This is a genomic window from Shewanella marisflavi (genome assembly GCF_023283925.1).
Taxonomy (GTDB): Bacteria; Pseudomonadota; Gammaproteobacteria; order Enterobacterales; family Shewanellaceae; genus Shewanella; species Shewanella marisflavi.
Genome location: NZ_JAKIKX010000001.1, coordinates 72,526 through 85,265 on the forward strand (window position 1 = coordinate 72,526; position 12,740 = coordinate 85,265).

The following is a 12,740-nucleotide window of genomic DNA, read 5'->3' on the forward strand; positions in this document are numbered from 1 at the left end:
CGGGGCCTCTTTCGATATAAGCATAGGTATTCAAAACGCTATTAGAACTTATAACCCTTGTGCAGGGCGACGATACCGTCTGTCATATTGGTGTATTCCACCTGCTCAAAACCGGCGTCGACCATCATACCTTTAAGGGTTTCCTGGTCCGGGTGCATACGGATAGATTCGGCCAGGTATTCATAGCTACCGGCGTCCTGGGTGATAATATCGCCCATCTTAGGCAGCACCTTGAAGCTGTAGATATCGTAAATTTTACGCATCAGATCATGCTGTGGCTTGGAAAACTCCAGGATCAGCAGTTTACCGCCCGGCTTAAGCACTCGCAGCATTGAGCGTATCGCCGAATCTTTATCTGTCACGTTACGCAGACCGAATGCGATGGTGATGATATCGAAATGGTTGTCTGGGAAGGGCAGTGCCTCGGCATTTGCCTGCACATAGTTAACATTGCCCACAACGCCACGGTTACGCAGCTTCTCGCGACCCACTTTCAGCATGGAATCATTGATGTCGGCAAGAGTCACCTGACCTGTGTTGCCCACAATATGGGAAAACTTAGCGGTCAGATCGCCTGTGCCACCGGCGAGATCCAGTACCTTCATGCCCGGGCGTGCACCGGCACTCTCAATGGTAAAACGTTTCCAAAGGCGATGAATACCAAAGGACATCACATCGTTCATGATGTCGTACTTGGCGGCGACTGAGTGAAAGACGTCGGCAACGAGATCTGCCTTTTTCTCTGCATCGACCGTTTTATATCCAAAGTGGGTACTGTTTGAGCTGCCCTCTGACATTACTGTTTCCTGTTTATTGCTGCGATTAACCGCGAGTGTATGTGATTGACTCGAATTGCTGAATCATTGGTCTATCACTCTGTGATCGATGTAAATAAACCGTGCACAATTTATCAAAAAATGCGTGATAGCGCAGAGTTTCAAAATTGAGGAGCGCATTACAGCATAATATTAGCAATATGCCAAATGCGCTGAGCGGCTTATCCCAAGGGGTGTTGCATCATACGACCCTGAATATAGGCGTAAATTAGCTCGCTGATGCTCTGGCCTGTTTCTCGGCGACCGGCTTCGACGCCAGCAACGTGACAGCTTGGCGCCGCCTCGGCGAGATGCAGGTAAGCGGTAGGGGTTTTACGCGCTATCTGATGCACATAGTAGAGGGCATCGAGCAGGGGAATCCCCGCCGCCGTCGAGGCGCTGCTGGGCATATTGATGATGGCATCGAGATCTAACTCCAGTGCTACCGGCAGATCGCTGGAGCTTAAATCATTCACTATCTCTTTGACTGCTTGTTCCAGGCTGATCTCACGTCTTACCCAGATAGACTGCAGCGTATGCCACTTGCCGCCGAAGGCACTTAGCTGCTCCAGCGTCTGCTGACTGTTTTTCAGCTCGTGCAGCCCGAGCACATGGTAGTGGCCTAAGGCGCCGCTGGCGGCAGCATAGCTAAAACCATTGCCGCTGTGGCGGCCTTCTCGCGGGCGAAAGTCTGAGTGAGGATCTAAGTTAACGGCAGCAACCGGGCGGCCGGTTATCTTCTTAGTGGCCATCAAGAGGCCGTAGGCATTGTTGTGACCGCCACCTATTACAATGGGTTCTAACCCTGCTTCCATCACCTGACTGACGACATCTATCACCCGCTCATCGAGCTTGTCGACATGCTCTCTCAGGGTCTGAGCGCTGCTACCCTCGGGCAATTGAAGATCGTCAGTGGCAATCTGCCCCAGCACCAGGCAGTGGCTGCCATCGAGAAACTGGTTCGATTGAAAATTGCAGAACTGGGCCATGGCAGCCTCGAAACCATCGATGGCGCCGCCGCGGCCCAAATTGGCGCGAGGGCCGAGATCTTCGCCAATGCCTAGGATGGCAAAACGAGCGCCATTGGCCTTTGCCTGTTCTAAGTGTTCGCTCAGGGAGCTCTTGCCCTCGAAGCAGTGTAGGGTCTGGCCTATCTTGGTTTCGCCGTCGCGCTGGGCGACAAAGCCCTGGCAACGCTCGGCAGTAAATGGAATTAGGGTTTGCATTATGGGTTCTGTTTTTAGTTGTTGATGCAAAGGTGGGGTAATTTTAATGGATAAAATTCAGGAAAGTTTGATTTTTTTGTGGGCTGCACAAATTTCAGTTTTTTGGATTAGATTTTGGGTGGGTAAGTTTTGATTATAGTTGTAAAGTTTGGGTGATAGCCCCAGGCAGTATGCTTGTTGGGTGTATGTTTGAAGGTCGTACCTTCACCGTTACTTATCGCCTGCCCGGCGAGGGATGTGCAGATACCCTTGTGAGACGCCGCAAGTACGCTCCCTGTAGGCTCGACGATGGCATCTGACCTACACGGATGTAGGGAATGCCAAAAAATGTAGGGAACATTTTTGGCCCGGACGACGAAGGTCACAGCCGTATCTACACTGGGTATCTAACGCCTCTTCGATTTAGCTTTAATGAACGCGAGAGGAAACCTGGTTTGTTTTTCGTTGTAGCGTTTAGCTGAATGCTTGTTGGGAGGTGTTTGAAGGTCGCACCTTCACCGTTACTTATCGCCTGCCCGGCGAGGGATGTGCAGATACCCTTGTGAGACGCCGCAAGTACGTTCCCTGTAGGCTCGACGATGGCATCTGACCTACATGGATGTAGGGAATGCCAAAAAATGTAGGGAACATTTTTGGCCCTGTCACGGAAGCTCACCAGTGTATCTACACTTGGTATTTAACGTCTGACTTCATCTGGTGTTCGAGGGTTCTAGGTTTATTCAAGTTGCAGTGTTTGGCTGAATGCTTGTTGGAAGGGAGTTCGAAGGTCGCACCTTCATGGCAACCTATCACCTGCGGTGAGCTTATGTGTAGATACATCTGCTACACGCCGTGAATCCATCCGTGGAGGCTCGACGATGGCATCCATGCCATCGACGTCCGCAGATGCATCTACACCGGTGTATTTCATCTCTTCGATTTAGCTTCATTTGGTGTGACTAGGTTAATCGAAGCAAAATTATTTTTGTCCCATTGCGCGTTTTTCCAGATGGTGTATTTAGCAAAATGTTGATAAGTTCGTTACATACAAATAGTTAACTGTGCGCGTTTTCTCTGGTCCAACGAGGTAAACGCGCATGCGCACTAATAAAATGTTATGTTTTCTGGAGAGATCGTGCGTAAAGAAGATATTAAAGACCCTTTAAAGGAGTGTGCGTTTGATTTCTTTTATTGGTTCTCACGATTTGAGTTTGCACTTAAAGAAAATCGTTTCTTAAAACGCAATGGCATTGGAGAAAATGCAGAGCCGGGGTGGGATGCGTTCGTAGAAAAGTACGCAGAGACGTTCGCACATACATCGGAAACCAATAAACTAATTGAACTTAACCCAAAAAGACAAAAGGTTGGGGAACATTCAGACCTTCAGTGGCGAGAAGTAGGTTTAGCCGATTGTAACTCTGAACTCGGTAGAGTTGTTCGCTTGCTTAAAACTATCAGAAACAACCTCTTTCACGGAGGTAAACACGGTGCAGAGGGTTGGGATAATCCAGCACGAACACAAGACTTATTGGTTACAGGTAAATCAATCTTAGATCAATTGGCAAAGCTGGCTGACATAGAAGCAGACTATACCCAATACTATTAAAAACATAACAAGCAAAGGCAGCATCGCCCTGCGGGCTGGACGCGCTAACGCGCGCCGCTGCTTTGGGCGTTAAATTTCTTCATGAAAAAGGACTACTGTGAGTAAAGACCCTATAGACAAAGCAATAGACAAATCATTGGATACCACAATTAATGGTGTAGCCAATTTTTTTGGCGCTATCTGCATGCCTGCAGCAGAAGAATTAGGCGAGCTCGTCAGGGATCAAGTTAAATACTATAGATCCAAGAACCTTATATCTATTCAGGAAAAAATCCAAAAGCGACTAGGCCAGTTGCCTGAAAGCGCTGGCAATACATCACCCAAATTACTAAAAGTGCTCATCGAAGATGCTTCATGGGAAGAGGATGATACAGTCCAAAATCTATGGGCGGGTCTAGTATCAGGTGAAATCGCATCTGGAAGCAGCAGTGATGATTCAGTGATTTATACTGAGCACCTAAAAGGGATGTCGTCATATGAAGCTAGGTTACTAGAAATAATATATAGCGATGATCGAATAGCTGACTTGATTTTTAATCGTGAAAACAGTGTAACTGAATTTGTCTCTATAAATCATATAGATATATCAGTTATTGATATCCTAAACTCATCTCCAAAACCTCTCGACTACATTGTGCAAAATCACTCTCATGAAATGATTATAAGTGATGTAAAACATCACATGTTAGCATTTGGCTTTGTTAAACCTCAGTTACATTCTTTAGTAAAAAGAGGCCTAATTAATAGCTGGGAAGTAACAACTTACTTAAACGATGAAAAATATATCCGATTTGAGCCTTCATCATTAGGCTTAGACCTTTATATGCGATGTACGGGCTATAAGTTATATCCATTAGAGGCATATGTTGTCACAAGGAAACATTGGCGCGATGAACTTGGCTATAAATCTAACAAGCACAAGAAACAGGACTAATAAAAGCCTATCGGCTTTAATTAGCCGCTGTTGGCGGGCGTTATCCCATAGAAATTTTTATCCGAAACTGACAAGTTAGCGTTAAGGCCTTAACTCGAAAATGTCCATAAACAACTTAGCTTTGACAGGATGATGGGGACCAAATGCGGCTCAATCGAAGAGATAGATAACCCAGTGTAGATGCTGCTGAGGGTATCGAAAACAGGGATGTTTTCGTTAAGCGGTCAGGGATGACGTATAGCGTCCCGAGGCAGTATCTGCACATAAGCGAGCCGCAGGCTATTAATTGCAATGAAGGTTCGACTTCATACACTCTGACCGGCATCCACCAAGCCAAAGGCAAAATGTTTAAAAAGAGCCAGCATGCCTCGGCAGTACATGCACATAAGGTCGTTCCTTCACATCCGTGTGATCACGACATTGGTACGTCCTTGCACTGCACCTGCCGCAGGCAATTGGTACACCATGTGGTAAGGTTTCAAAATGCCACTTCAAAGTTCAAAGTTCAAAGTTCAAAGTCGCTTGAAGCTCAACATAGATAACGCAGTGCCTTCGCGATTGCGGGTAATACTGGTTGCTGTGAGAGAAGCGGGGCTATCGATAGGCCACAAAAAAGGACGACCTGTGGTCGTCCCTTTACGATTAAATGGCTAAGCCAAAATCATCATGCCATTTCGGGCTTTAGCTTAATCGATATCTAGAGGCTCGGGTGACAGGATGATGCCTGTGTTGTCGGCGTAGATATGGTCGGCTGGCAGGAAGGTGACGCCGCCGAAGTTAACCGGGATCTCCAGTTCGCCAACGCCATGACCATCGGCGCCGACAGGGATAGAGGCTAACGCCTGAATTCCGATGTCGAGATCTTCCAGTGCGTCTACGTCACGCACCGAACCGTATACGATAATGCCTTCCCAGTTATTTGCCACGGCGATCTCGGCGATGCTCGCGTCGATCAATGCACGACGTAGTGATCCACCACCGTCGACCAGCAGTACTTTGCCTTCGCCATCTTGTTGCAGAACTTCAGCGATTAATCCATTGTCTTCGAAGCATTTAATGGTGCTAATTGAACCGCCGAAAGAGCTACAACCACCATAATTACTGAACATGGGCTCAACAACATCGACCACATCAATGTAAGTGTCACAAAGTTCTGAGGTGTTGTATTCCATAAGTCATACTCCTGTAGAGAGGCATTTTACTGGGATAAATCAGCAATATATTGTTACCAGCCAGTATATAAGGGATTCTTAAAAAGAAAAGCGTTATCAATCACGCTATTGGTGATAATAGCGGCGTTTGGCCAACTTGTTGTAATCTTTCTTTTATTGCTTTCTAATTGTGCAAAAAATATGACAAAGGTCATTAAATAACGTATTTAAATTACAAGTCTGGGCTAAATTTGTTAGCATATGGTCAGTCAACGATTAACTTAACTTTAACTTGCTTTAGGGGCACGGATCCCCCAGTTAGCTTATGGACGGCAGAGGGCCTCAAGAAGGTGCCTTATGGAAGCTTCAAACACAATTGAACTTATTGGTTATTCCGCCTCAGTGATGGTCGCTATCTCTCTGATGATGAAAGATATAGTCTGGCTAAGATGTCTTAACTTTACCGGTTGTACATTGTTTGTGATCTACGGGATCTATATCTCAGCCTGGCCAGTTGCTGGCATGAACGCCTTTGTCGCTTGTATCAATATCTATCATTTAGTGAAGCTGTTTCGTGCTAAATCCCAAGTGGGTAATACCGCCGAAGCTTAAGTTAGTCAGCCTTAGCTGTCACAAATATTTAGGCTAGATGTCACCTAGGCGTCATCGCAATTTTTTAGGCTCCTGATCATATCAAAGTGATCCGGAGCCTTTTATGTTTCAGACCCTCGCTAAGCTAGATCGTCAGGCCTTTGCCGTGATCAACGCCTATGGCGCAGCTCATGGGCTAAACCCTAAGGCCAGGTTAGTTTCGGCCACGGGCGACGGGCCTTTTTATCTCTATCTGTGTGTCGGCCTGCTTTTGCTGGACGAACGAGGGGAAACCCTATTCAACACGGCGCTTGCCGCCTTTATCTTAGAACTGCCTCTTTATCTCGCGCTTAAAAATAGCATTCGCCGTACCCGTCCCTGTTATCAGTCTCTGCGGGGCGGTAGTAGCCTGACACTGGCCTTTGAGCCATCAGATAAGTTCAGTCTGCCATCGGGCCATACGGCGGCGGCCTTTGTGATGGCCAGCGCCATCGCCAGCTGTTATCCCTCATTTGCCTGGCCCGCCTTTGGTTGGGCTACGGCTATCGGTGTCTCGCGTATCATCTTGGGCGTGCATTACCCGCTGGATATTCTGGCGGGTGCCCTTTTGGGCGTGACGAGTTGCTACCTGGCATTACCTCTCATCGGTCAATAAATCACTAGCAGGAGTCAGCACAAAAAATGCGTATCCTTTACGGCGTGCAAGGCACAGGGAATGGCCATCTCAGTCGTGCTAGAGTTATGGCTAAGGCTTTTAAACATCAGCAAGTCGATGTCGACTTCTTCTTTTCCGGTCGAGAGACTCAGCGTTATTTCGACATGCAGTGTTTCGGCGACTATCGCGCCCAAACAGGCCTAACCTTTGCGACCCAAAATGGCTGCGTCAGTATTGCCAGGACGGCGCTGCAAAACTCCTTGAGTGCCTTAGTTAAAGATGTACGCGCCCTGGATTTGAGTGGTTATGACCTGGTGCTTAACGATTTTGAACCTGTGTCTGCCTGGGCGGCGCGCCTTCAGGGGGTACCCTCTATCGGTGTGAGTCATCAGGCGGCGTTGCAATACGATGTGCCTAAGGTGGGCAACGGCTGGTTCAATCAGATGTTGCTCAACTATTTTGCCCCGGTCGAGCGGGCACTGGGCTGTCATTGGCATCATTTTGGTTTTCCTCTGCTGCCGCCTTTTGTCGAGGTAAGCGAGGTGGTGGCCTATAACTCCCATGAGATTCTGGTCTATCTGCCGTTTGAGTCGCCGGAGGATATCAATCACCTGCTCAAGGACTTTGGCGAGTACCGTTTCTCTGTGTTTCATGGTTCGGCTGCGCCGAAAGATTGCGCAGACAATCTGATCTGGTCTGGCTTTAACCGCGAGGGCTTTAAGGCCAAGTTGGCCCAGTGTGGCGGGGTGATCGCCAGCGCAGGCTTTGAGCTGGCCAGTGAGGCGCTCACCCTGGGTAAGAAGCTGCTGGTGAAGCCGCTACATGGCCAGTTTGAGCAGCTTTCCAATGTGGCGGCGTTGGAGTTGCTGGGCGCAGCGGAAAGTATGAAGTGGCTTGACCCGACAGCGGTAAAGCGTTGGCTACGCTCGCCAAAACCTGAGCCTATTGCCTATCCTGAGGTGGGTGATGCCCTGGTGACTTGGCTCAAGCAGGGGAATTGGCATCAGGGGGAAAGCCTTTGTCATGAGCTATGGCAACAGGTGGAATTGCCGGAATCATGGCGTAAAAAAAGTCCTTAAAATCGATAGGTTAGGATGCCATTCCCCTAGGATGTGAGGCCTGCAGATCTCTTGTTATACTCATTGAGTAGGATACTCTCGTGACAAGGATATCGAATGCAGGGCCTCACCTTAGCGAAACCCAAACGGCTAACCATACGCTTTACGGTGGTGGGCATCTTCATTATTGCGACGCTGTTTACCGCCTTGGTTGCTATCGGCTTGCAGTACTATTTCAGTCAGCGACTGGCCACCGAGTCCAGCCTTCACCTGTATAATCAGAGTGCCAACAGCACGGCAAGCTATCTGCAGCAGCTCGACAGTCAGGCGAGCAATACCACAAAATTGGTGGCGAACTTTGAAGGCCTGTATACGCCTATGGGGCTGACGAAAGCCGCCAAGCTGGTGTTTAGTCAGGCGATGCTTTCGGCCAACTTTATCTATGCCATCTATCTCGGCAGCCCGGATGGTAATCTGTTTGAACTGGTCAATCTCGACGCCCACCCCATAGTGCGCCGGCAACTTAAGGCGTCGCTGGAAGATCGCTGGGTGATCATCAGTATTCAGGGGAAGGGGGAGGAGCGTATTCGCGCCTTTCACTACTTAGATGCCGAGTTTAACCAGCGGGCGAGCCGGATGGAGCCCACAGACTATGATGCCAGCATACGTCCCTGGTTTATCGATGCCCAGCCCGGCAAGGTGTTTAAGACTGAGCCCTATCTGTTTCAGAATCTGCAGGCGCCCGGCATTACCTATTCCATCCGCTTGCCCGATAGTGACGCCGTGTTAGCGGTGGATATCGCCCTGTCGAGCCTGGATGATTACCTCGCCTCGCTCAGTCAGGGAGAGTCGGCGCTGGCAAGCGCTGAGGTCTATGTGTATCGCGCCAGTGGCGACCTTGTGGCCTCTAACCGTCAGCGTGATGCCGAGCAGCAGGGGCCGCGGGTTGAGCGACTCGAACTCACCCCTGAGGAGCAAGCTTTGGTGCAGAGTACGCCGGCGCTTATCGCCTCTAATGAAACCGATTGGCCGCCGATAGATTTTGCCGTTGCCGGGCGCCCCATGGGGTACAGCATAGATTTGCTCAATCTTGTGGCAGAGATGACAGGGCTGACCATCAACTATAACAACGGCTTTACCTGGCCGGAGTTTGTCGACAAGTTCAGGGCGGGGGAGATCAATCTGCTCCACTCTGTACTCAATAGCGAGGCGAACCGCGCTTTGGGGGTCTTTAGCCAATCCTATCTTAGTATGCCGTTTGCCGCCGTCACTCGTCCTGGGCAGGCGTCGATCCACCATGTTGCTGAGCTTGCGGGCAAGCGGGTAGCTATTCCTAAGGGCTGGTCGATTATCCCTATTATCAAGCAGTATTTCCCCGAAATAGAGGTGGTGGAGGTGACATCTACCCGAGGCATTCTGCAGGCCGTTAAAGATGGGCGGGTATATGCGGCTATCGACAACAGCATAGTGCTGCACTATACCGCGCAGCAGTATTTTCTCGACGATCTCCAGTTTCATGAAGATTTGGACTATGCCCCTGTGGATATTCAGGCGGGGCTCAGCATGGTGATGCATAGGGATGATGCCGCGCTGGTGGCGCTTATTGATAAGGCGATTGACCATATCAGCCCGGCTCAAATACAGGCGCTGCGTGATAAGTGGTTTGCCCAGGGGCAGCGAGTCGCACCTCAAAACATCCAGGGCGTCGTACCTTACAAGGAGCTTATCGATATCGCCGCAGATGCTAGCAGGCATCAGCAGTTAAACGAGATAACGCTTAATGGCGTGCCGAGCTTTGTCTATGTCACCCCTTTTGGGCAAAATACCGCCGAGACTGAGTATTTCGCCATTTTAGTGCCCAAGGATACCTTGTTGGCTTCGAGCCTAGATAAGGTAGAGAAATCCATACTGATCACTGGCCTCTGCTTGTTGCTGGCGCTGCCTTTCTCTTGGGTGTTTGCCTCACCCATTATCACGCCCATCAAACTGTTGGCGCTGGAAAACCTCAAGGTGAAATATCGCCGTTATGACGAGGTCACTAAGGTAGATTCCTATATTAAGGAGATAGATGAGCTGGCGATCTCCTTGGTGGATATGTCCGAGTCTATTCGCCAGCATGAGCAAGACCATAAGGCCTTGATGGATGCCTTTATCAAGCTGATCGCCCAGGCGATCGATGATAAGTCCCCTTATACTGCGGGTCACTGTAATCGAGTACCCGAGCTAGGGCTGATGTTGGCCGAATATGCCGCCAAGTCGGATCTGCCTGCCTTTAAGGCGTTTCGTTTTCGTAATGCCGATGAGCACAGGGAGTTTCGCATCGCCGCCTGGTTGCATGATTGCGGCAAGATCACCACGCCCGAGCATATCGTGGATAAAGGCAGTAAGTTAGAAGTGATCTATAACCGTATCCACGAGGTGCGAATGCGCTTCGAGGTGCTGTGGCGCGACGCCGAGATCCACTATCTCAAACAGTGTCAGGTGAGTCCGGAACGTCAGGGCGAGTTTCTGACCGCATTAAAGGCGCGCCGTGAGCAGTTAAGAGAGGACTTTGCCTTTGTTGCCGGGGCGAATGTGGGCGGCGAATTCATGGAACAGGCCGATATCGACAGGCTAACGGCGCTGTCGACCATCACTTGGGAGCGCCACTTCGATGACCGTCTTGGCCTCTCTCCCGTAGAGGAGTTGAATTATCCCGATCTTAGCGCCGAGGTGAGCCTGCCGGTGACCGAGCCATTGCTGGCCGATAAGCCCCATCATGTGATTGCCCGTCAGCGCCCTGAGGTGTTTGACCCTAAATTTGGTATCAAGATGACGGTACCCGAGGCGCTCTATAATCAGGGCGAACTCTATAATCTGAGTATCTCCCGCGGTACCCTGACTGCTGAGGACAGGTTTAAGATCAATCAACATATTACCAGTACCATCAAGATGCTCGAGAACTTGCCCTTCCCACCTGAGCTGGCGCGAGTGCCCCGTTACGCCTCGACCCACCATGAAACCCTGATAGGTACGGGCTACCCCAGAAAGCTAAGCGGTGATGACCTGTCGATCCCCGAGCGCATTCTGGTGCTGGCGGATATCTTCGAGGCGCTTACGGCGGCCGACAGGCCCTATAAGAAGGCTAAACCCCTGAGTGTCGCCATCGATATCTTGCATAAGATGGTGCTGGATCAACATGTGGACGCCGAGGTGTTTAAGCTGTTCCTCACCAGCGGTATTTATTTGGAGTACGCCGAGCGTTACCTAGCACCGGAGCAGATAGACGAGGTGGATATCGACAGGTACCTGGCGGCCTAGCGATCTGGGTTGAGGCCTGGCAAGCACTCATTTTCCAGGTAGAAAGGTATCTTCCAGATAGTGAATAGAGGTCTCTCCCTGCTGCACCTTAGGATCGGCAAGCAGCGCCTTGAGCAGGGGGATATTAGTGTCTATGCCTGAGATTGTGAGCTCGTCCAGCGCGGTGCGCATGCGGGCTATCGCCTGGGTTCTGTCATCCCCCCAGGTGATCAACTTAGCGATCATGGCATCGTAATAGGGCGGAATATCATAGCCGTGCGTGAGGTGAGATTCCCAGCGCACCCCCAGGCCTCCCGGTACCTGCAGCTGAGTGATCTGTCCCGGTGAAGGCGTAAAGGTGCGCGGATGCTCGGCATTGATACGACACTCTATGGCGTGTCCCTTGGGAGTCACTTGCGCCTCGCTTAGGTCGAGTGGCTCGCCCTGGGCGATAGTGAGCTGCAGCGCTAAGAGATCCACCCCTGTGACCATCTCTGTGATGGTGTGCTCCACCTGAATGCGGGTGTTCATCTCCATAAAGTAGAACTCGCCATCTTGATAGAGAAACTCTAAGGTGCCCACCCCAAGATAACCGATCGCCTGACAGGCCTTGATACAGCTTTGGCCTATTTGCTGGCGCTGCTCGGGCGTTAAGCCAGGCGCCGGTGCGGCCTCGATCACTTTTTGTTGGGCCCGTTGCAGCGAGCAGTCTCGTTCGCCCAGAGACAGACAATTCCCCTGTTGATCGCACACCACCTGCACCTCGATATGGCGTGGCCGTGTGAGATATTTTTCCAAGTAGACGCCGCTATTGCCAAAGGCTGCCTCGGCTTCGCGGCGGGTGAGGGTGATGGCGGCAAGCAGCTGAGCCTCATCCTCGACGATACGCATTCCTTTTCCGCCGCCGCCCGCGGTGGCCTTGATGATTAGCGGGTAGCCTATCTCAGCGGCGATTTGCTTGGTGCGCGCCTCATCATGGTCCAGTAGACCGTCTGAGCCGGGCACAGTGGGCACTCCGGCCGCCTTCATGGCGGCGATGGCGCTCACCTTGTCGCCCATCAGGCGTATGGTGTCCGCCGTGGGGCCGATAAAGTGAAAGCCGCTCTGTATCACCTGCTCGGCGAAGTCGGCATTTTCGGACAGAAAGCCGTAACCTGGGTGGATGGCATCGACCTGAGTGAGATCGGCGGCGGCGAGGATAGCGGCAATGTTGAGGTAGCTCTCTTTGGCGGGCGCCGGACCGATACAGACTGTCTCATCGGCGAGTGTCAGGTGACCACTTTGCTTGTCGGCACTGGAGTAGACGGCCACCGTTTTGATACCAAGTTGGTGACAGGCGCGGATGATGCGCAGTGCTATCTCGCCGCGATTGGCGATCAACAGCTTATTGAATCGTCTTGGCGTCGGGTGCGGCATGCGGTCTCCTCATTATTGCCTCTGCTGAGG

General features: G+C 50.8%; 10 protein-coding genes. 6 read left to right on the forward strand and 4 right to left on the reverse strand.

All coding sequences use genetic code 11. From position 1 onward, the window contains the following. Positions 1-41: 41 nt before the first annotated feature. Positions 42-797: a bifunctional demethylmenaquinone methyltransferase/2-methoxy-6-polyprenyl-1,4-benzoquinol methylase UbiE gene (gene ubiE / locus L2712_RS00295; protein ID WP_033539486.1), complete on the reverse strand. Its 756-nt coding sequence runs from the start codon at positions 795-797 to the stop codon at positions 42-44. A 200-nt stretch (positions 798-997) separates the two neighbouring features. Continuing rightward, complete coding sequence (locus L2712_RS00300; RefSeq protein ID WP_248976539.1) at positions 998-2,041, reverse strand: formimidoylglutamase; 1,044 nt, start codon at positions 2,039-2,041, stop codon at positions 998-1,000. A 1,114-nt stretch (positions 2,042-3,155) separates the two neighbouring features. Between L2712_RS00300 and L2712_RS00305 the strand changes: the two genes are divergently transcribed. Then, positions 3,156-3,626 (forward strand): hypothetical protein, encoded by a 471-nt coding sequence (locus L2712_RS00305; RefSeq protein ID WP_248976540.1) that lies wholly within the window; start codon positions 3,156-3,158, stop codon positions 3,624-3,626. A gap of 97 nt (positions 3,627-3,723) precedes the next feature. Beyond that, on the forward strand, positions 3,724-4,560 hold the full coding sequence (locus L2712_RS00310; RefSeq protein WP_248976541.1) for an Abi-alpha family protein: 837 nt from the start codon (positions 3,724-3,726) through the stop codon (positions 4,558-4,560). A gap of 686 nt (positions 4,561-5,246) precedes the next feature. Here the strand turns inward: L2712_RS00310 and rraA are convergent. Next, on the reverse strand, positions 5,247-5,732 hold the full coding sequence (gene rraA, locus L2712_RS00315) for a ribonuclease E activity regulator RraA (protein WP_033539480.1): 486 nt from the start codon (positions 5,730-5,732) through the stop codon (positions 5,247-5,249). 336 nt (positions 5,733-6,068) lie between these two features. Here rraA and L2712_RS00320 point away from each other — a divergent pair, with 336 nt between their 5' ends. The 4 genes from L2712_RS00320 (at position 6,069) to L2712_RS00335 (ending at position 11,315) form a co-directional block, all read left to right on the forward strand. Beyond that, positions 6,069-6,323 (forward strand): YgjV family protein, encoded by a 255-nt coding sequence (locus tag L2712_RS00320; RefSeq protein WP_033539479.1) that lies wholly within the window; start codon positions 6,069-6,071, stop codon positions 6,321-6,323. A 103-nt stretch (positions 6,324-6,426) separates the two neighbouring features. Further along, positions 6,427-6,957, forward strand: coding sequence for a phosphatase PAP2 family protein (locus tag L2712_RS00325; protein ID WP_248976542.1), 531 nt, complete (start codon positions 6,427-6,429; stop codon positions 6,955-6,957). 26 nt (positions 6,958-6,983) lie between these two features. Then, positions 6,984-8,036 (forward strand): MJ1255/VC2487 family glycosyltransferase, encoded by a 1,053-nt coding sequence (locus L2712_RS00330; protein WP_248976543.1) that lies wholly within the window; start codon positions 6,984-6,986, stop codon positions 8,034-8,036. Between the two features lie 96 nt (positions 8,037-8,132). Beyond that, a complete protein-coding gene (locus L2712_RS00335) occupies positions 8,133-11,315 on the forward strand; it encodes an HD domain-containing phosphohydrolase (RefSeq protein ID WP_248976544.1) in 3,183 nt (1,060 codons plus the stop codon). Positions 11,316-11,342: 27 nt separating this feature from the next. Here L2712_RS00335 and accC read toward each other — a convergent pair whose 3' ends face one another. Continuing rightward, positions 11,343-12,710, reverse strand: a complete 1,368-nt coding sequence (gene accC, locus L2712_RS00340; protein WP_248976545.1) for an acetyl-CoA carboxylase biotin carboxylase subunit — start codon at positions 12,708-12,710, stop codon at positions 11,343-11,345. Positions 12,711-12,740: the final 30 nt, after the last annotated feature.

What these genes read in the sequence shown, in the direction of transcription:
- ubiE (WP_033539486.1), bottom strand. Translation starts at nt 797, where the DNA reads ATGTCAGAGGGCAGCTCAAACAGTACCCACTTTGGATATAAAACGGTC.
- L2712_RS00300 (WP_248976539.1), bottom strand. Translation starts at nt 2,041, where the DNA reads ATGCAAACCCTAATTCCATTTACTGCCGAGCGTTGCCAGGGCTTTGTC.
- rraA (WP_033539480.1), bottom strand. Translation starts at nt 5,732, where the DNA reads ATGGAATACAACACCTCAGAACTTTGTGACACTTACATTGATGTGGTC.
- L2712_RS00320 (WP_033539479.1), top strand. Translation starts at nt 6,069, where the DNA reads ATGGAAGCTTCAAACACAATTGAACTTATTGGTTATTCCGCCTCAGTG.
- L2712_RS00325 (WP_248976542.1), top strand. Translation starts at nt 6,427, where the DNA reads ATGTTTCAGACCCTCGCTAAGCTAGATCGTCAGGCCTTTGCCGTGATC.
- L2712_RS00330 (WP_248976543.1), top strand. Translation starts at nt 6,984, where the DNA reads ATGCGTATCCTTTACGGCGTGCAAGGCACAGGGAATGGCCATCTCAGT.
- L2712_RS00335 (WP_248976544.1), top strand. Translation starts at nt 8,133, where the DNA reads ATGCAGGGCCTCACCTTAGCGAAACCCAAACGGCTAACCATACGCTTT.
- accC (WP_248976545.1), bottom strand. Translation starts at nt 12,710, where the DNA reads ATGCCGCACCCGACGCCAAGACGATTCAATAAGCTGTTGATCGCCAAT.